14 protein-coding genes are annotated in these 18,848 nt (G+C 72.4%); 6 read left to right on the top strand and 8 right to left on the bottom strand.

What is annotated here, in order from left to right:
• Positions 1-173: 173 nt before the first annotated feature.
• A complete protein-coding gene (locus ABZ920_RS05305; protein ID WP_361499007.1) occupies positions 174-1,391 on the bottom strand; it encodes an NYN domain-containing protein in 1,218 nt (405 codons plus the stop codon).
• A gap of 223 nt (positions 1,392-1,614) precedes the next feature.
• Between ABZ920_RS05305 and ABZ920_RS05300 the strand changes: the two genes are divergently transcribed.
• Entirely contained in the window at positions 1,615-1,788 is a 174-nt protein-coding gene (locus ABZ920_RS05300; RefSeq protein ID WP_361499005.1) for a hypothetical protein, read from the top strand.
• A 108-nt stretch (positions 1,789-1,896) separates the two neighbouring features.
• Here the strand turns inward: ABZ920_RS05300 and dnaE are convergent, their stop codons facing one another.
• Positions 1,897-5,436, bottom strand: coding sequence for a DNA polymerase III subunit alpha (gene dnaE / locus ABZ920_RS05295; RefSeq protein WP_361499003.1), 3,540 nt, complete (start codon positions 5,434-5,436; stop codon positions 1,897-1,899).
• A 337-nt stretch (positions 5,437-5,773) separates the two neighbouring features.
• On the opposite strand from dnaE, the gene ABZ920_RS05290 reads away from it, so the two are divergent.
• The 4 genes from ABZ920_RS05290 (at position 5,774) to ABZ920_RS05275 (ending at position 10,909) form a co-directional block, all read left to right on the top strand.
• Positions 5,774-7,123, top strand: coding sequence for a DUF2252 domain-containing protein (locus ABZ920_RS05290; protein ID WP_361499001.1), 1,350 nt, complete (start codon positions 5,774-5,776; stop codon positions 7,121-7,123).
• 68 nt (positions 7,124-7,191) lie between these two features.
• On the top strand, positions 7,192-7,926 hold the full coding sequence (locus tag ABZ920_RS05285; RefSeq protein WP_361498999.1) for a hypothetical protein: 735 nt from the start codon (positions 7,192-7,194) through the stop codon (positions 7,924-7,926).
• A 177-nt stretch (positions 7,927-8,103) separates the two neighbouring features.
• Positions 8,104-8,928, top strand: coding sequence for a DsbA family protein (locus tag ABZ920_RS05280; protein WP_361498997.1), 825 nt, complete (start codon positions 8,104-8,106; stop codon positions 8,926-8,928).
• A 298-nt stretch (positions 8,929-9,226) separates the two neighbouring features.
• On the top strand, positions 9,227-10,909 hold the full coding sequence (locus tag ABZ920_RS05275; RefSeq protein ID WP_361498995.1) for an alkaline phosphatase D family protein: 1,683 nt from the start codon (positions 9,227-9,229) through the stop codon (positions 10,907-10,909).
• A 76-nt stretch (positions 10,910-10,985) separates the two neighbouring features.
• Here ABZ920_RS05275 and ABZ920_RS05270 read toward each other — a convergent pair whose 3' ends face one another.
• On the bottom strand, positions 10,986-11,555 hold the full coding sequence (locus ABZ920_RS05270) for a dienelactone hydrolase family protein (RefSeq protein ID WP_361498993.1): 570 nt from the start codon (positions 11,553-11,555) through the stop codon (positions 10,986-10,988).
• A gap of 269 nt (positions 11,556-11,824) precedes the next feature.
• Between ABZ920_RS05270 and ABZ920_RS05265 the strand changes: the two genes are divergently transcribed.
• Positions 11,825-12,949 carry a mechanosensitive ion channel domain-containing protein gene (locus ABZ920_RS05265; RefSeq protein ID WP_361498991.1) on the top strand — a complete coding sequence of 375 codons (1,125 nt, stop codon included), beginning with the start codon at positions 11,825-11,827 and terminating at the stop codon, positions 12,947-12,949.
• 60 nt (positions 12,950-13,009) lie between these two features.
• On the opposite strand, the gene ABZ920_RS05260 is transcribed toward ABZ920_RS05265, so the two are convergent.
• The 5 genes from ABZ920_RS05260 to lspA all read right to left on the bottom strand — a co-directional run bounded on the left by ABZ920_RS05260 (position 13,010) and on the right by lspA (position 18,270).
• Positions 13,010-13,750, bottom strand: a complete 741-nt coding sequence (locus tag ABZ920_RS05260) for an SDR family oxidoreductase (RefSeq protein WP_361498989.1) — start codon at positions 13,748-13,750, stop codon at positions 13,010-13,012.
• Positions 13,751-14,135: 385 nt separating this feature from the next.
• Positions 14,136-15,722 (bottom strand): Na+/H+ antiporter, encoded by a 1,587-nt coding sequence (locus tag ABZ920_RS05255; RefSeq protein WP_361499410.1) that lies wholly within the window; start codon positions 15,720-15,722, stop codon positions 14,136-14,138.
• Between the two features lie 408 nt (positions 15,723-16,130).
• Positions 16,131-16,598, bottom strand: a complete 468-nt coding sequence (locus ABZ920_RS05250; protein ID WP_361498987.1) for a GNAT family N-acetyltransferase — start codon at positions 16,596-16,598, stop codon at positions 16,131-16,133.
• Positions 16,595-17,539 (bottom strand): RluA family pseudouridine synthase, encoded by a 945-nt coding sequence (locus ABZ920_RS05245; protein ID WP_361498985.1) that lies wholly within the window; start codon positions 17,537-17,539, stop codon positions 16,595-16,597. The genes ABZ920_RS05250 and ABZ920_RS05245 overlap by 4 nt, the downstream gene beginning before the upstream one ends.
• Before the next feature lie 71 nt (positions 17,540-17,610).
• Positions 17,611-18,270 carry a signal peptidase II gene (gene lspA / locus ABZ920_RS05240; protein WP_361498983.1) on the bottom strand — a complete coding sequence of 220 codons (660 nt, stop codon included), beginning with the start codon at positions 18,268-18,270 and terminating at the stop codon, positions 17,611-17,613.
• Positions 18,271-18,848: the final 578 nt, after the last annotated feature.

Raw genomic sequence — 18,848 nt, 5'->3', positions numbered from 1 at the left:
CACGCTTCCCCAAGCTCCCGGCTCCGCTCGAGCAGGGGGTGCCCCCACTCGCCGCACCGGGCGAAGTCCCGAGTACATCCCGTACGAGGGTCTCCGCCCGGCACACCGAGAGCACGCACCGGACGCCGCAGGGCCCGCCCTCCGGGCGGACGACGGGACTTCGCGGACACGGACTAGTCGGTCACGGGGGCGTGCTCCGCGCCGGTCCTCACGTCGATCTCGCGCCAGAACCCGGCCCGGATGGCGTAACGGTCGTGCTCGTCGATCTGGTCGTCCTTGTGGGCGAGCAGCCCGAAGCGGGCGGCGTAGCGCAGCAGCTCCCCGTCGATGCGGTGCGGGATGCGCGGGTACATCGACGACAGTCTCTGCAGGTGCCCCTGGTCGCTCAGCCGCTCCACCCACCGCCGGGCGAAGACCTGACCCACCTCGAAGGGGTCGCCGCCGACGGTCGTGATGTCCTCCTCCCGGTCCGCCCAGCGCTGCTCGGCCGTGGTCAGCTGCGCGAGCGTCGGCATCGAGGCGGCCTCGGGCGGCTCGGTGACGACGCCGGGGCGGTCCACCCAGCCCTTGTCGGAGGACCAGCGCAGGGTCGCGGTGGCCGGGTGCGGGGCGGGCTGCGGGCCGTGGGCGCGCAGCGCGGCGAGGTCCTTGGGGGTGGGCACGCCCTTGGCGGCGGGCACCCGCTCCTCGGTGCCGTCGCGGGGGGCCTCCGTCCTGGTGTGCCCCGTCTCCTCGGCGGGCTGCTCGGCGGTGGCGGACAGGGACGACTCGGGCAGCGGGGCGGACAGGATCGCGGCGATCTCGGGCCGGGGCTCGGGCGGCGGCGCGCAGACGCCGGTCAGCTCCTTGGCGCGGACGGCCTTGGTGATCCAGGTGCGGTCCAGCACCCGCCGCTCGTCGGCCTCGGCGACCAGGTCCTCGGACTGGTTGTAGTCGCCGTCGGCGGCCTGGACGGCCCACAGGTGGACGGCGACGCCGTGCTCCTTGGCGGCCATCATGCCGGGCAGCAGGTCGCCGTCGCCGGTGACGAGGACGACGTCGGAGCAGGCCCGGTTGCGGGCGAGCTCGGTCAGCTCGGCGTGCATGGCGGCGTCGACGCCCTTCTGGGCCCAGCGCCCGTCGCTGCGCGTCAGCGCGCCCAGCCGGACGGTGACCCGGGGCATCACGCGCAGCCGGCGGTGCTCGGGCTGCGGGACGCGGTCGGGGGCGCCGTCGAACCAGTAGATCCGCAGCAGCGGCCGCTCCGTGTCCGACTCGGCCTGCTCCCGCAGCCCCTGGACGAGGGCGGTGTGGTCGACGGTGATGCGGGACCGCGACGGTTCCCCGGCGAGGAGACTGGCCGCGGCCCCCAGCAGATACCCGGCGTCCACCAGGACGATGCAGCGGTCCACGCGATCCACCCTCTTTCCGGGAGGTTTGCTTCGGGCTTGCTTCGAGTCTGCCCGACCCGGCGGGGGTTCACGGCCCGAACTGGATCTTCGGCGTGGCGTTTCGGGGGTACGACGCCCGACACCCCAGTCACAGAAGGTAATTATCCGACATGCGTTCATTCTCAGCGTATGTGAATCTGATCCCGGCCCTGGCCCCTAGACCCCCAACAGGAGGCAGATCACCATGGCCAAGAACCGGAAGCAGGACCGCAGCAGGCAGAAGGCGCCGGTGTCCGCGCAGGGCGCCCAGGAGCCGCAGCCGTCCGCGCGGGAGCCGCGGACCGAGCACCACGTCCCGCAGATGAGTCCCTCCGACGTGGGCCGCAAGGGCCGTCAGAAGCGCTTCGGCCACAACTGAGGCCGCCGACCGGGCCGTTGGGCCCTGCGTGAGTGACGGCGAGGGGCGTGCACGGTCTTGACGGGCACGCCCCTCGTACCGTTGCCGCCGCCTGGCGGGCGGTGCGTGTCAGCCCGCCAGGCAGGACGGCCCGAGCAGCACCTTCAGGTCGCCGAACAGCGCCGGGTCCGGCTTCACCCGGTGCCGGTCCAGGCGCAGCACCGTCGTCTTGCGCGGCCCCTGGAGCTTGATCCGCACCTCGCTGTCGCCCTTGTGGTGGCTGAGGATCTCGCCGAGCCGGCTGACCATGGGCGGGGTGATCTTCAGGGCGGGGATGGTGAGCACCACCGGCGCGTTGGTGCCGGCGTTCGACAGGTCGGGGACCATGAGCTCCATCGCGACCAGGCGCGGCACGTCCTCCCGCTTGTCGAGGCGGCCCTTGACGAACACCACGGCGTCCTCGACGAGTTGCGTCGACACCAGTTGGTAGGTGGCGGGGAAGAACATGCACTCGAGGGAGCCGGCGAGGTCCTCGACGGTGGCGATCGCCCAGGCGTTGCCCTGCTTGGTCATCTTGCGCTGCAGGCCGGAGATGATGCCGCCGATCGTGACGACCGCGCCGTCGGCGTGCTCCCCGCCGGTGAGCTGGGCGATGCCCGCGTCGGCCTTGTCGGACAGGACGTGCTCCAGGCCGAAGAGCGGGTGGTCGGAGACGTACAGGCCGAGCATCTCCCGCTCCTGCGCGAGCAGGTAGGTCTTGTCCCACTCCTCGTCGCTGAAGGTGACGTCGAGCCCGAACCCGGGCTCGCTGCTCTGCTCCTCGCCCATGCCGCCGAAGAGGTCGAACTGGCCCTCGGCCTCCTTGCGCTTCACCGCGACCACGTTGTCGATCATCGGCTCGTACTGCGCCGTCAGGCCCTTGCGGGTGTGACCCATGGTGTCGAAGGCGCCGGCCTTGATCAGCGACTCCGTGGTCCGCTTGTTGCAGACCACCGCCTCGACCTTGTCGAGGTAGTCCGGGAAGGAGGTGTACTTCCCCTTGGCCTTGCGGCACTTGATGATCGACTCGACGACGTTCGTGCCGACGTTGCGGACGGCGGACAGGCCGAAGAGGATCACGTCGTCGCCCTGCGCGGCGAAGTTCGCCTCGGACTCGTTGACGTTCGGCGGGAGCACCCGGATGCCCATGCGACGGCACTCGTTGAGGTAGACGGCCGACTTGTCCTTGTCGTCCTTGACCGAGGTCAGCAGCGCGGCCATGTACTCGGCGGGGTGGTTGGCCTTCAGGTAGGCGGTCCAGTACGACACCAGGCCGTACGCGGCGGAGTGGGCCTTGTTGAAGGCGTAGCCGGCGAACGGGACCAGCACGTCCCACAGTGCCTGGATGGCCTCGTCGCTGTAGCCGTTCTTGCGGGCGCCGGCCTGGAAGATGGTGAAGTTCTTGGCCAGTTCGTCGGGCTTCTTCTTGCCCATCACGCGGCGGAGGATGTCGGCCTCGCCGAGCGAGTAGCCCGCGATGATCTGGGCGGCCTTCTGCACCTGCTCCTGGTAGACGATCAGGCCGTAGGTGACGTCCAGGACCTCCTTGAGCGGCTCCTCCAGCTCCGGGTGGATCGGCGTGATCTCCTGCTGCTTGTTCTTGCGCAGCGCGTAGTTGATGTGGGAGTTCATGCCCATCGGGCCGGGCCGGTACAGGGCCGAGACGGCGGAGATGTCCTCGAAGTTGTCGGGCTTCATCATGCGCAGCAGGGAGCGCATGGGGCCGCCGTCGAACTGGAAGACGCCGAGGGTGTCGCCGCGCTGGAGCAGGTCGAAGGTCGTGGGGTCGTCGAGCGGGAGGGCCAGGAGGTCGATGTCGATCCCCTTGTTGGCCTTCACCATCTTGACGGCGTCGTCCATGATCGTGAGGTTGCGCAGGCCCAGGAAGTCCATCTTCAGCAGGCCGAGCGACTCACAGCTCGGGTAGTCCCACTGCGTGATGGTCACGCCGTCGGTGTGCCTCACCCAGACCGGGACGTGCTCGGTGATGGTCTCGCTGGACATGATCACGCCGGCGGCGTGCACGCCCATCTGCCGGACCAGGCCCTCCACGCCCTTGGCGGTGTCGATGACCTTCTTCACGTCCGGCTCGTTCTCGTACATCGCCCGGACCTCGCCCGCCTCCGAGTAGCGGGGGTGGCCGGGGTCGGTGATGCCGGACAGCGGGATGCCCTTGCCGAGGACGTCGGCGGGCATCGCCTTGGTGATGCGGTCGCCCATCGCGTACGGGTAGCCCAGGACGCGCGCGGAGTCCTTGATCGCGTTCTTGGCCTTGATGGTGCCGTAGGTGCCGATCATGGCGACCTTGTCGGCGCCGTACTTCTCCGTCACGTACCGGATGACCTCGACGCGCCTGCGCTCGTCGAAGTCGATGTCGACGTCGGGCATGGAGATGCGCTCGGGGTTGAGGAACCGCTCGAAGATCAGGCCGTGCGGGATCGGGTCGAGGTCGGTGATGCCGAGGGCGTAGGCGACGATCGAGCCGGCCGCGGAGCCTCGGCCGGGGCCCACGGCGATGCCCTGGCGCTTGGCCCACATGATGAAGTCGGCGACCACGAGGAAGTAGCCCGGGAACCCCATCTGGATGATGACGTCCATCTCGTACTCGGCCTGCTTCTGGCGGTCCTCGGGGACGCCGCCCGGGTAGCGGCGCTCCATGCCGCGGCGGACCTCCTCCTGGAACCAGGTGACCTCGGTGTAGCCCTCGGGGATGTCGAACTTGGGCATGAGGTCGCGCTTCTCGAACATGCCGGTGGTGTCGACCATCTCGGCGACGAGGAGCGTGTTGGCGCAGCCCTCCTGCCAGGCGTCCGAGGAGTCGATGGCGTACATCTCGTCGGTCGACTTCAGGTAGTAGCCGGTGCCGTCGAACTTGAAGCGGTCCGGGTCGGAGAGGTTCTTGCCGGTCTGGATGCACAGCAGGGCGTCGTGGGCGCTCGCCTCGTGCGCGTACGTGTAGTGCGAGTCGTTGGTGACCAGCGGCGGGATGCCCAGCTTCCTGCCGATCTCCAGCAGGCCGTCGCGGACCCGGCGCTCGATGTCGATGCCGTGGTCCATCAGCTCCAGGAAGTACCGGTCCTTGCCGAAGATGTCCTGGTAGTCGGCGGCCGCCTTCAGGGCCTCGTCGAAGTGGCCGAGACGCAGCCGGGTCTGCACCTCGCCGGAGGGGCAGCCGGTGGAGGCGACGATGCCCTCGGACCACTGCGCGATCGTCTCCTTGTCCATGCGCGGCCACTTCTGCAGCCAGCCCTCGGCGTAGGCGTCCGAGGAGAGGCGGAAGAGGTTGTGCAGGCCCGTGCTGTTCACCGCCCACATCGTCTTGTGGGTGTAACCGCCGGAGCCGGAGACGTCGTCCTTCTTCTGGTGCGGCTGGCCCCACTGGATCTTGCGCTTGTTGCGCCGGGACTCCGGGGCGACGTACGCCTCGATGCCGATGATCGGGGTGATCCCGGCCTTCTTCGCGGAGTGGAAGAAGTCGTACGCCCCGTGGAGGTTGCCGTGGTCGGACATGGCGATGTGCGTCATGCCCATCTCGTTGCAGGCGTTGAACATGTCCTTCAGCCGCGCGGCACCGTCCAGCAGCGAGTACTGGGTGTGGACGTGCAGGTGCGTGAACGGCGGCTTCGACACGGTTCGGCCTCCAAAGATCAGGTGCTGCGGCGCCCGCGCCCCGGCCGGCGGTGGTGGCGGCCGGAGGGGTGGGCGACGGGCTGCGGACGGTCCGGGGGACAGCGTCGAAGTCTATGCCCCGGCACCGACACCCGGACGGATACTGTGGCGCGAGGCGCCCCGGCGAGGGGCGGCGGCCGGACGGCGGGAGAGCGGTCCTCCCCGCCCGCCTTCGGGCGGGGCGAGGGCGGGCACTCGTCCGCCCCGCCGGGCGTTGGCGTGAGGGGGATCCCGCGGGATCCGCCCAGCACGTCCTGTACACGTCAGATTCACGTCTCGTACCAGGAGGCACCCAGCGATGTCGGTCCCCCAGCTCAGCGACGAGCAGCGCGGTGAGGAGATCCTCACCGTCTTCGACACCGCCTTCGGCGAGCTCCTGGCCGCCGACCCGGCCGCGTTCCGCGTGAAGTTCCGGAAGATGGCCGCCTCGGCCTTCGCCTTCTACCGGGGGACGGCGTGCCTCTTCTACCACGACCTGGAGGCGGAGCACGCCGGGCGGGCCGCCGGGGGGATACACAGCGGACCGTACCTGGACGACCGCACCTCGCGCGTATGGATCCACGGCGACCTGCACGCCGAGAACTTCGGCACGTACATGGACTCCAACGGCCGGCTGGTCTTCAACGTCAACGACTTCGACGAGGCGTACGTCGGCCCCTTCACCTGGGACGTCAAGCGCTTCGCCGCCTCCGTGGCCCTGATCGGCTACGCCAAGGCGCTCAGCGACGAGCAGATCACCGAGCTGGTGACGATCTACGCGGCCGCCTACCGCGAGCGCGTCCACGCCCTGGCCACCGGCGCCAAGAGCGACGAGGTGCCCCCGTTCACCCTGGACACCGCCCAGGGGCCGCTGCTGGACGCCCTGCGCGTCGCCCGCTCGCTGACCCGGTTCGGCCTGCTGGACTCGATGACGGAGATCCGCGACTTCGAGCGCCGCTTCGCGCCCGGCGGCGGCTCCGTCGAGCTCGACGCGGCCACCCGCTACAAGGTGCTCGCGGCCTTCGACGGCTACCTGGAGACGCTGCCGGACGCGTCCCTGGCCCGCCCGGACTCCTACCGCGTGAAGGACGTCGTCGGCCGCCGCGGCATCGGCATCGGCTCGGCCGGCCTGCCGTCGTACAACATCCTGCTGGAGGGGCACAGCGACGCCCTGGAGAACGACGTCGTCATCTACATCAAGCAGGCCCAGACCCCGGCGGTCTCCCGGCACGTCACGGACCGGTCGATCCGCGACTACTTCCAGCACGAGGGCCACCGCACGGTGATCTCCCAGCGCGCCCTCCAGGCGCACGCCGACCCGTGGCTGGGCTGGACGGAGCTGGACGGCGCCGGCCAGCTGGTGGCGGAGGTCTCGCCGTACGCCGTCGACCTGGACTGGGGCGACATCGACGATCCGGAGGAGATCGCGCAGGTCGTCGCCGACCTCGGCCGGGCCACGGCGACGATGCACGCCGCGGCCGACGACCAGTCCGGCGAGTCGCTGGTGCCGTTCTCCACCGAGCGGGCCATCGACGCGGCGATCGCGGCCGACGAGGAGGGCTTCGCGCCGCTGCTGGTGGACTTCGCGCACACCTACGGGGCACGCGCGCGCGCCGACCACCAGATCTTCGTGGACCTCTTCCGCAACGGGCGGATTCCGGGTCTGTGACGGCCGGGACGCCCACAGGGACCCTTTAGGGCTCTCTTACCGGTGTCCGTGACACACTCCCTTTCGCTATGGACATATCCGGGACCCAGCTCAGAGCCGTTCGCGCGGCGCTGTTCACGGCCGTGACCGTGACACTCAGCACCGCGTCGCACGTGCTGCTGTCCAGGGTCCCGCTGCCGCTGAACACGGTGGCCGCCGTCGCGGCCGCCGTGTTCGTGCCCGCGTTCCTGCTTGCGGGCCGCGAGCGCGGCTTCGGGCGGATCGCCGCCCTGCTCGTGCCGCTGGAGCTGGCCGCCGACACGGTCTTCACCACCGGCCAGCACGTCTGCTACGGCCGCGCGGGCGGCCCGGTGGCCGGCCCGCTGCGCTCCGTCGGCTTCGACCTGCTGTGCGGCGGCGGCACCGACGTCGGCATCCCGCTCGCCCGCCTGAGCGGCGGCGGCGCTCAGCACCTGCACGGGGGGTGGTGGCCGGGCGGCGCTGACGCCGGCCGGCTCGCCGGCCTGCTCGCCCAGTCCGGCCCGGCGACCGCCTGGCTGCTGCTCGGGGCGCACGTCGGGGTCGGTCTCCTCGCGGCCGCCTGGCTGCGCCGCGGTGAGCGGGCCCTCGCCCAGCTGCTGCGCGCGGTGGCCGCCACCACCTTCCGGCCGCTGCTGCTCGCGGTCGCCGCGGGGGCCGTACGGCCGGCCCCGGACGCCGGCCGCCCGGCGCGCCCCGCGCCGCGGGCCACCGCCCCGCGCACCCGTCTGTTCGTGCACTCCCTGGGACGGCGCGGACCGCCCTGCCCGGCCGCCCTCGCCTGAGCGGCCGCCCGGCCGCTCCCCGTGCGCCCGCCCGGCGCCCCGGCCCGAGACGGCACCCCGGTCGCCACGTCCGGACGGCCCCGGCCGTCGCCCCGGCCAGACGGCACCCCGGGCGCGAGCAGCCCCCACACGTCCACCGCGCAGCCACCCTGCGCGTCCCACAGGGAGAACACCACCATGAGCAAGCGCAACGCCCAGGAGGCGAAGACGGCGGCCCGCGAGAGGCTGCGCGCCGAACGCGAGCGCGAGGCCAAGCGGTCCAAGGCCAAGCGGCAGATCGTCGTCGGCCTGTCGGTCGTCGCCGTCCTGGCGGCGGCCGGCGGCATAGGTTACGCGGTCGTCCAGTCGAACAAGCCGGGCCACTGGGAGGCCGTGAAGGACGAGAAGCTCGTCAAGCCGGCCAACAGCAGCGGCACCGACGGCACGACCGTCGTCATCGGCAAGGCCACCGCCAAGAAGACCCTCGTGATGTACGAGGACCCGCGGTGCCCGGTCTGCGCCCAGTTCGAGCAGACCGTGGGCCCGACCCTCAAGAAGGACGTCGACGCCGGCAAGTACAAGGTCCAGTTCGTCGGCGCGAGCTTCCTCGACACCAACCTCCCCGGGGAGGGTTCCCGCAACGGGCTGAGCGCGCTGGGCGCCGCCCTGAACGTGAGCCCCGAGGCCTTCCTCGAGTACAAGGCGGCCCTCTACTCGGCCAAGTACCACCCCGAGGAGACGGACGACAAGTTCAAGGACGACGCGTACCTGATCAAGGTGGCGAACACCGTCGACGCCCTGAAGAACAACAAGAAGTTCCAGGACGACGTGAAGAACGGCACCTTCGACAAGTGGGCGCTGGTGATGAGCGAGAAGTTCGACGCGGACGGCAAGAAGTACGGCTTCCAGGGCACGCCGTCCCTCGTCATGGACGGCAAGAAGGTCACCGGCAGCGACGGCCAGAGCGCTCCCATGACGACCGCCGAGTTCGGCACCGCCATCCAGAAGGCGCTCACCTCGTAGCCGCGCGGCCTCCGCACGGCCGGCGACCGGCAGGCGCGGTGCCCCGGACCCGCAGCGGGTCCGGGGCACTTCGGTGCGCACGGGCGCGCACCGCGGCCGCGTCGTACGGCATGTGACTGTCCGTCCGGTGCGTGGTCCACGGCACCGCGTCGCGGCCCCGAGGCTGCACGCGCACGCCGAGGGGTCGCGGGCTCCGCCCCCGGCCGCCCGCCCCAGGCGGGGTGGCCGGGCGTAACAAACGGTGAATGTTCGGCAGTTGACTCGTCGCGGCCGGTACCGGTCAGTAGCCTGATCGTCCGTGACCAGTCGATACAGACCCTCCGAGCGTGCGACGACGACGTCGGAGCTCGCCAACTCCCTTTCCCCGCGCCGCCGTACGGTCGTCAAGGCCGCGGCGGCCACTGCTGTGCTGGCCGGCCCGCTCGCCGCCGCGCTGCCCGCCCGCGCGGCCACCGGGACGCCCGCCTTCCTGCACGGCGTCGCCTCCGGTGATCCGCTGCCGGACGGCGTCCTGCTGTGGACCCGCGTGACCCCCACCGCCGAGGCCATACCCGGCTCCGGGCTCGGCCCGGACACCGAGGTGAGCTGGGTGGTGGCGAAGGACAGGTCGTTCCAGACCGTCGTCGCCCGGGGTTCCACCACCGCCACCGCCGCCTCCGACCACACCGTCAAGGCCGACATCCGCGGTCTGGAGCCGGCCACCGACTACTTCTTCCGCTTCTCGTCCGGCGGCACCGACTCCCCCGTCGCCCGCACCCGCACCGCGCCCGCCCGTGACGCCGCCGTCCAGGGCCTGCGCTTCGGCGTGGTGTCCTGCGCCAACTGGGAGGCCGGCTACTTCGCCGCCTACCGCCACCTCGCGGCCCGCAGCGACCTGGACGCCTGGCTGCACCTCGGCGACTACATCTACGAGTACGCCTCCGGCGAGTACGGCACCCGCGGCACCGTCGTCCGTCCGCACACGCCGGCGAACGAGATCCTCACCCTCGCCGACTACCGCACCCGGCACGCCACGTACAAGACGGACCCCGACCTGCAGGCCCTGCACCACAGGGCGCCGGTCATCGCCATCTGGGACGACCACGAGTTCGCCGACAACGCCTGGCCGGGCGGCGCGGTCAACCACACCGAGGGCGCTGAGGGCGCCTGGAGCGCGCGTCAGGCGGCCGCGAAGCAGGCCTACTTCGAGTGGATGCCGGTCCGCCCGGCGGTGGAGGGCACCACGTACCGCCGGCTGCGCTTCGGCAAGCTGGCCGACCTGTCCCTGCTGGACCTGCGCTCCTTCCGCTCGCAGCAGGCGTCCACGGGCAGCGGCTCGGTCGACGACCCGGACCGCACCCTCACCGGACGCGCCCAGCTCGACTGGCTGAAGGCCGGACTGGCGTCCTCCGACACCACCTGGCGCCTGGTCGGCAACTCGGTGATGATCTCGCCGTTCGCCGTCGGGTCGCTCTCCGCGGACCTGCTCAGGCCGCTCGCGAAGCTGCTGGGGCTGCCGCAGGAGGGCCTCGCCGTCAACACCGACCAGTGGGACGGCTACACGGACGACCGCCGGGAGCTGCTGGCCCACCTGCGCTCGCACGCCGTCCGCAACACCGTGTTCCTCACCGGCGACATCCACATGGCGTGGGCCAACGACGTCCCGGTGGACGCCGGTACGTATCCGCTGTCCGCGTCGGCCGCCACGGAGTTCGTGGTCACCTCGGTGACGTCCGACAACCTCGACGACATCGTCAAGGTCCCCGAGGGCACGGTCTCGGCCGTGGCCGCGCCGGTGATCCGCGCCGCCAACCGGCACGTGCACTGGGTCGACACCGACCGCCACGGCTACGGCGTCCTGGACATCACCGCGGAGCGCGCGCAGATGGACTACTACGTCCTGTCCGACCGCGCGGACCCGGACGCCGCCTCGCGGTGGACCCGCTCGTACCGCACCCGCAGCGGCACGCAGAAGGTCGAGCGGACGTACGACCCGGTGTAGCCGCCGGGCAGCGTCCCGGGGCCTGCCCAGGCCATCCGCCGCTGCGGGCGGGCGCCCGGGCACGGTACGGGTCCGGTCACAGGCTGTCGAGGAAGCCGAGCGCCACCCGCCAGGTGGCCTCGGCCGCCTCCTCGTCGTAGTCGGGCAGGTCCGGGTCGGTGTAGAGGTGCCCGGCGCCGGCGTACCGGTAGATCTCCACGTCGGCACCGGTCCGGCCCATCTGCAGGTACCAGGCGCTCAGCCAGTCGTCCGTCTCGAACCGGTCGGGTTCGGCCACGTGCAGCTGGACGGGCAGGCCGTCCACCGCGGCGTTGGGGGCGATGTCCGAGGTGCCCTGCAGCAGGAGCAGGCCGCGCGCCTTGTCGTCGCCGAGCGCGAGGGTCTGCGCGATCGAGGCGCCGAGCGAGAACCCGGCGTAGACCAGCCCGCGCTCCGAGTAGGGCGCGGCGGCCAGCACGGCCCGCTTGAGCAGTTCGTCCTTGCCGATCTCGTCCTTGAACGCGATGCCCTCCTCCACCGTGCCGAAGGTCCGGCCCGCGAACAGGTCCGGCGTCCACACCTGGTGTCCGGCGGCGCGCAGCCGGTCCGCGGCCCGGCGCACCGCGGGTCGCAGGCCGTAGGTCGAGTGGAAGAGCATGATGTCCATGGGGCCATGGTGCCAGCCGGGAACGGCGGCGCCCGACCCCGGCCGCCGCCCTCCCCGCCGGCCACCCACGCTCCCGCCGGCCGGCCGGCCCGGCGCCTGCTGCCGGGCCGGCCGGGCTGCCGGACCGGTCGTCCGGCTCCCGGCTCCCGGCTCCCGGCTCCCGGCTCCCGGCTCCCGGCGAGAGCCTCGCCACACCGCGCCGCGCCCTACCCGCAATCAGGGTGAAGACACATGTTCATGCCCGCACGCTGCCGGTTAGGTTCGCTGGCATGGAGAACGTACTCCGCCCGCTGATCGTGGTCGGGGGCTCGGTCGTCCTTACTCTGGTGATCGGCTGGGCCACCGACATGCTGCTGTGCAAGGCCGACGGAAGGCACCACGAGACACCCTTGTGGGGCCTGCTGCGCCGTGCCCGCATCCCCTACCAGCTGGTGCTCTGCGCCGCCCTGCTCAGAGGGTCGTACGACCAGCTCGAGCTGCTGGAGCCGCACCGGGTGGGCATCGGCCGGACGCTGACCCTGGTACTCATCGGCTCGGCCGCCTGGCTGGTCATCCGGATCGCGGGGGCCGTCGTCGAGACGTCCTACTCCAGTTACGCCAGCGCCCGCGCCCACCGGGACCCCGCCAAGGTGCGCCGGGTGCGCACGCAGGTCGAGCTGATCATGCGTGTCGTCTCGGCGATCGTCATCGTGGTGGCGGCCGCCTCGATGCTGCTGACCTTCCCGGCGATGCGCGCGGCCGGTGCCTCGCTGCTGGCCTCGGCCGGCATCCTCGGCATCGTCGCGGGTGTCGCCGCGCAGTCGACGCTCGGCAACCTGTTCGCCGGGCTGCAGATCGCCTTCGGGGACATGGTGCGGATCGGCGACACGGTCGTCGTCGACGGCGAGTGGGGCACCGTCGAGGAGATCACGCTCACCTTCCTGACGGTGCGGACCTGGGACGAGCGCCGGATCACCATGCCGGTGTCGTACTTCACGTCCAAGCCGTTCGAGAACTGGTCCCGCGGCACCCCGCAGATGACCGGCATCGTCTACTGGCACCTCGACCACAGCGCCCCGATCGAGGCGATGCGGGACAAGCTGCGCGACATCCTGCGCGAGTGCCCGGCCTGGGACGGCCGCGCCTACGGACTGCAGGTCACGGACTCCACGCCGACCACCGTCGAGGTGCGCGCCCTGGTGACGGCGAAGGACGCGGACGACATCTGGACCGTACGGGTGACCGTGCGCGAGGAGATGATCCGCTGGCTGAGCGAGCAGCACCCGTACGCGCTGCCCCGCGTCAACACCGCCGCGGCCGTGCCGCCGCCGGGCCGCCCGGCCGACGGGCGCCGGCCGGTCCGCGACAGTGCCGCCTGGCGCTCCTTCGAGAAGCCCGCGACGGGCCGCCGCTGAGCCTCGCCGGGCGGGGCCGGCACCGGACTCCTGGTCCGGTGCCCCGGCTCCGCCGGCCGCTCAGTGGCCGCGTTCGGCGCCTCCGTTGACCTGGATGATCTGCGAGGTGATGTGCGCGGCGCCCGGGGAGGCGAGCCAGTGCAGCGTCGCGGCCACGTCCCCGGGCGTTCCGGCCCGGCCGGTGGAGGTCTCCGCGATGCGCCGGGCGCGCCGCTCCTCGGTCATGGCGTCGCCGAAGAAGCCGGTGTCCTCGACGTACCCGGGCGCCACCACGTTCACGGTGATCCCGCGCGGGCCCAGCTGCCGGGCCAGGTCGTGGGCGTACGGGTGCAGGGCGGCCTTGGACGCCGCGTAGGCGCCGCTCCCGGAGCCCCGGTACGCGGCGATGGAGCTGAGGAACAGCACCCGGCCGCCCGGCTCCGCGAGCCGGGCCTTCAGCGCCTCGGTGAGCAGGACGGCGGTCAAGGTGTTGAGCCGGAAGTTCAGCTCCCAGTTGTCGGCGACCAGGTCGAGCGGGTCGTCGCGCTCCACCCGGGGTTCCAGCTGCCCGGACCCCCCGGCGCTGTGGATGAGCACGTCCACCGCGCCGAGCTCCCCGGCCACGAACTCGGCGACGCCCCGCACGCCGGCGACGTCGGCCACATCGGCGGCGTAGGTGAGCGCGCCCGGCACCGCCGCCTTCTCCAGCACGTCGCCCCGCCGCCCGAGCAGCAGGACCCGGTCCCCGTCGGCCGCGAAGGCCCGGGCCGCGGCGAGCCCGATCCCCGTGCCGCCACCACTGATCACGACGTTGCGAGTCATGACCCGAGCCTATAGAGACACCGGGGTCCGGCGAAGCAACTCCGGCCCTCCGGCGCCGGGCCGACCGGGTGGGCCCGGACGGGTGGGCCCGGACGGGTGCGCGGCCGGACGGGTGGGGCGGGCGGGGGCCGGGCAGCCCGGTCGGGTGGGTCCGCGGCCGTGACGCCCGGCGCTTCCGCGCCGGTGTCCGCGGGCGCCGCTCGACGAAGGCGCCGTCGTCCTCGGCCTCGTCGTGCAGCGCGCCGACCCAGAAGCCGTCCTGCGTGTGCGGGGCGGCGGCGCCGACGACGCGTTTCCGATGCAGCGGCGTGCACCCGGCCCGGCGGCAGGCCGCCGGGCCCGTGCGGCGGCCGTACGGCCGGCGTACGGCGGCCCCACGGCGAGGTCAGCGCAGGCTGCGCACGTCGAGGTGCCGCAGCACCCGGTCCACGATCTCCGGGTTCGCTCCCGGCTCGCTCCGCGCCGCCAGCACCTCGTGCCGCGCGGCACTCAGCATCTCGCCCTGGATCCGCCGCACCCGCTTGAGCCTGCGCACCCGGTGCTGGTGCGCCTCCCGGCGCTCGTCGTCGCCGATGTCCGGGCTGATCCGCACCCCGATCTCGAAGGCCCCCCGCAGCATCTGCTCGGACAACTCCTCCGGCAGGTCCTCGACCTCCTCGATCTCCTTCAGCCTCCGCTTGGCGGCCTTCGCCGCCCGCACCGCCAGCTGCTTCTCGAACTCCTTCTCCCGCTCCGTGTCGGCCCGCACGTTCAGCCGCCTCACCAGCCACGGCAGCGTCAGTCCCTGCAGCACCAGGGTCGCCAGGATGACCCCGAACGCGATGAAGATGATCTCGTCCCGGTTGGGGAACGGTGCGCCGCTGTCCGTCTTCAGCGGAATGGCCAGGGCGAGCGCCACGGACGCCACCCCGCGCATCCCCGACCACCACATGACGACGGTCTCCCGCCACGTCGTCGGGATCTCCTCGTCGGAGTCGCGCCACGCGTGCAGCCGTTTGGTGAGCCAGGTCGCCGGCAGCAGCCACATGAGCCTGACCATCACCACGACGGCCACGATGATCGCCGCCCAGCCGAGCAGCTCGCCCCACCGCCCGGAGGCCGTCCGGATGGCGTTGTGCAGTTCCAGGCCGATCAACCCGAACGCGATGCCGGTGACCAGCGTGTCGACGACGTCCCAGAACGTGTGACCGGCCAGGCGCGTCATCACGTCGTCGGCGTCGGTGGCGTACTCGGCGAGGAAGAGCGCGGTGGTGAGCACGGCGAGGACACCCGAGCCGTGCAGTTCCTCGGCCAGCACGTACGACGCGTACGGCACCAGCAGCGTCAGCCCGACCTGGAGGGTGGCGTCCTCCAGCAGGTCCATCAGCTTGTTCGCGCCCCAGCCGAGCACCAGCCCGACGGCCACCGCCACCACGGCGGACAGCACCAGGTCCAGTCCGGCCTTCCAGGGCGAGAACGTCCCGCTGATCACGGCGGCGACCGCGACGTGGTAGAGCACGATGGCCGTGACGTCGTTGAACAGTCCCTCGCCCTCCAGGATGGACACCAGGCGGCGCGGGAGCCCGAGCTGCCCGGCGACCGCGGTCGCGGCGACCGGGTCGGGCGGGGCGATCAGCGCGCCCAGGACGAAGGCCGCGGCGATCGGCATGCCGGGCACGATCGCGTGGGCGACGGTGGCCACGCACGCCGTGGTCACGAACACCAGGGCCACGGCGAGCAGGAAGATGGGGCGTTTGTTCGCGGTGAACTGGCGCCACGACGTGCGCCGCGCGGCGGCGTAGAGCAGCGGCGGCAGCAGGGCGGGCAGGATGAGGTCGGGCGGGATGTCGACGTTCGGGACGAATTCGAGCAGGGCGAGCGCGATTCCGAGCAGCGTCATCAGGACCGGCGACGGCAGCCCGAACCGGGCCCCGACCGGGACGCTCACCACGGCCCCCAGCAACAGCACGAACAACAGGGCCAACTGATCCACGGTCAGCGCTCCGGTGGTGCGGACGTTCCCGGACGTTCCCAGGCGCCCCTGGGCAGGAGACATGCCCCTGGCAGACCCCGAGCCTGCCACTTCACAGTTCCCACCTGCGGCTCCCGCACACCGCCCGATGCGGTGCCGGTGTGACCGGCGGTGCGGGTGGTGGGGCGACCCGGGACGGGCCGGCGGGGCGCCGCGCCGCTGTGGTCGGGTTCCGCGGCGGGGCGGGGCCCGGTGGCCCGGCGCCGTGCCGGGGGGGCCGGCGGATCACCGGGGCGCGGCGCTTCGACGCCTGCCGAGGTGCGCGCCGCATGCCGCGGTGCGTGATGGCCCGGCGTCGGCTGGGGCGGGCCCGGGTCGGCCTTGGGCGCGGTGGCCCGGAGGCACCAGGGGGCGGTGGCCGCGCGTCGGCTACAGCGGGCGCCGCATCGCCCGGTGCGGGATGCCCGCGTCCTGGAACTCGGGGCCGTAGGCCGCGTAGCCCAGGCGTTCGTAGAAGCCCAGCGCATGCGTCTGCGCGTGCAGGTCCACCGCCGTGAGCCCCCGCGCGCGGGCCGCGTCCTCGATGGCCCGCACCAGTGCCACGCCGACGCCCAGCCCGCGGGCCTCCTTGGCGACGGCGAGCCGGCCGAGCGATCCCACGGACGCGTCACCGCCCGTCTTCGCCGCGGCGGCCTCGCCGTGCAGGAGCCGTCCGGTGCCGAGCGGCGTCCCGTCCTCCCGGACGGCGAGCACGTGCACGGCGACGGCGTCGTAGGCGTCGTACTCGATGTCCTCGGGCACGCCCTGCTCGGCCACGAAGACCTGCTTGCGCACCGCGAAGCAGGCCTCGCGGTCGGCGAGGTCCTCGGCCACCCGCACCACGGCGGACGTGCTCATGCGTAGGTCTCCTCCCGGACCTGGTCCAGCGCCCGCTGCAGGTCCTCGGGGTAGTCGCTGGTGAACTCCACCCACTGGCCGTCCCCGGGGTGCTCGAAGCCCAGGCGCACGGCGTGCAGCCACTGGCGGGTCAGTCGGAGCCGCTTGGCGAGCGTCGGGTCGGCGCCGTACGTCAGGTCGCCGACGCAGGGGTGGCGGTGGGCGGCCATGTGGACGCGGATCTGGTGGGTGCGCCCGGTCTCCAGCTTCACATCGAGCAGGGAGGCCGCGCGGAACGCCTCGATCAGGTCGTAGTGGGTCACCGAGGGCTTGCCGTCGGCGGTGACCGCCCACTTGTAGTCGTGCTGGGGGTGGCGGCCGATGGGTGCGTCGATCGTGCCGCTGGTCGGATCGGGGTGGCCCTGGACGAGCGTGTGGTACCGCTTGTCGACCGTGCGCTCCTTGAACTGGCGCTTCAGCGACGTGTACGCGTACTCGGACTTGGCGACCACCATGAGGCCGGAGGTGCCGACGTCGAGGCGGTGCACGATGCCCTGGCGCTCGGCGGCGCCCGAGGTGGAGATCCGGTAGCCGGCGGCGGCGAGTCCGCCGATCACCGTGGGACCGGTCCAGCCCGGGGACGGGTGCGCGGCCACCCCGACCGGCTTGACGATCACCACGACGTCGTCGTCGTCGTGCACGATCTCCATGCCCTCGACCGGCTCGGCGACCACCTGCACCGGCGCGGGCGCCTGCGGCATCTCGACCTCTAGCCAGGCCCCGCCGCGCACGCGCTCGGACTTGCCGACGACCGCGCCGTCGACCTGCACCTTTCCCGCGGTGGCCAGCTCGGCGGCCTTGGTGCGGGAGAAGCCGAACATGCGGGAGATGGCGGCGTCGACGCGCTCGCCCTCCAGGCCGTCGGGCACGGGCAGGGTACGGATCTCGGGAATCGTGCTCACCCGTCGAGTATGCCGGACGGGTCGGACGGTCCCGTACGAGAGGCCCGGAGGGCGGGCTGCGCCCGGACGGCTCAGTCCTTGTGGACCGTGCCGTCCGGGTCCAGACCGCGGAAGGACAGCAGCACGATCAGGATGCCGCCGCAGACGATCGCCGAGTCGGCCAGGTTGAAGACGGCGAAGTGCTTCGGGGCGATGAAGTCGACCACCGCGCCCTCGAAGACGCCCGGCGAGCGGAAGATCCTGTCGGTGAGGTTGCCCAGCGCGCCGCCCAGCAGCAGGCCGAGGGCGATCGCCCAGGGCAGGCTGTAGAGCTTGCGGGCGAGGCGGGCGATGACGACGATCACGGCCGCGGCGATCACGGTGAAGATGACGGTGAAGGCCTCGCCGAAGCCGAAGGCGGCGCCGGCGTTGCGGATCGCCTCGAACTTCAGCCAGTCACCGACGATCTCGATCGGCGCGTGGTGTTCCAGCTTGGCGACCACGAGCATCTTGCTGGCCAGGTCGAGCACGTACGCGAAGGCCGCGACGGCGAACAGGACGGCGATCCGGCGCCTGCCCCTGGGCCGCTCGGCAGGGGCCGGGGTCCCGGCTGCTCCGGCCGCCGCCGGGTCCGATGCGCCGGCCGGGGGCTGTCCGCCTTCGGTACCGGGACGCTCGCCGGGGGGTTCCTGCCCGGCCCGTGCCGCGTCCGGGGTGTCCGGCGTACCGATGATGCGCTCCGCCTCTGCCACGTGAGTCCCTCAACCTAGGTACCTGACTGAGGACGAGACTACGGCACGCCTCCGGGGATCAATGTGCCCAGGAGGGCAGCCGGTGTGCTGGGCGTGGCGGGTCGCCGGCCCGGGGGGCGGGGTAGTTCGCCGGCCTGGCGGTTCGGGCGTCCCGCGGTGTGCGGTGCGTGGGTGGGGTGGGGGCGCGTTTCCGCGTTCCGGCGTGCGGTGCGGGGTCGCTGCGTGCGGTGCGTGGTCGCCGCGTGCGGTGCGTGGGTGGGGCGGGGCCGCGCCGGGGGGTGCCCGTCCTCGGACCGGCGCGAGTGCGGTTTCTTCAGGAGCGCATCCCGCGTGGACGCGCCGGCCGCTGCGGGCGGGCACCCCCCGGCACGGCCCCTTCCGTCCGTGGGCCGCTGCGGGCGCGTTGTTCTCCGCGTGCGGTACGTGCGTGCCCGCGCGCGGTGACTCGGGGACGTCCGTCCTGGGGCCGGCGTGAGTTCCTCAGCGCCGGCCGCTGCGGGCGGGCACCCCCCGGCACGGCCCCTTCCGTCCGTGGGCCGCTGCGGGCGCGTTGTTCTCCGCGTGCGGTACGTGCGTGC

This window comes from Streptomyces sp. NPDC046831, assembly GCF_040645305.1.
In the GTDB taxonomy this organism is placed as follows: Bacteria; Actinomycetota; Actinomycetes; order Streptomycetales; family Streptomycetaceae; genus Streptomyces.
Note: the sequence above shows the minus strand (reverse complement) of the source record. Positions and strands in the feature narration are given on the sequence as shown.

Coding starts and splice junctions, on each gene's coding strand:
- ABZ920_RS05300 (WP_361499005.1), top strand. CDS start 1,615: ATGGCCAAGAACCGGAAGCAGGACCGCAGCAGGCAGAAGGCGCCGGTG.
- ABZ920_RS05290 (WP_361499001.1), top strand. CDS start 5,774: ATGTCGGTCCCCCAGCTCAGCGACGAGCAGCGCGGTGAGGAGATCCTC.
- ABZ920_RS05285 (WP_361498999.1), top strand. CDS start 7,192: ATGGACATATCCGGGACCCAGCTCAGAGCCGTTCGCGCGGCGCTGTTC.
- ABZ920_RS05280 (WP_361498997.1), top strand. CDS start 8,104: ATGAGCAAGCGCAACGCCCAGGAGGCGAAGACGGCGGCCCGCGAGAGG.
- ABZ920_RS05270 (WP_361498993.1), bottom strand. CDS start 11,555: ATGGACATCATGCTCTTCCACTCGACCTACGGCCTGCGACCCGCGGTG.
- ABZ920_RS05265 (WP_361498991.1), top strand. CDS start 11,825: ATGGAGAACGTACTCCGCCCGCTGATCGTGGTCGGGGGCTCGGTCGTC.
- ABZ920_RS05260 (WP_361498989.1), bottom strand. CDS start 13,750: ATGACTCGCAACGTCGTGATCAGTGGTGGCGGCACGGGGATCGGGCTC.
- ABZ920_RS05250 (WP_361498987.1), bottom strand. CDS start 16,598: ATGAGCACGTCCGCCGTGGTGCGGGTGGCCGAGGACCTCGCCGACCGC.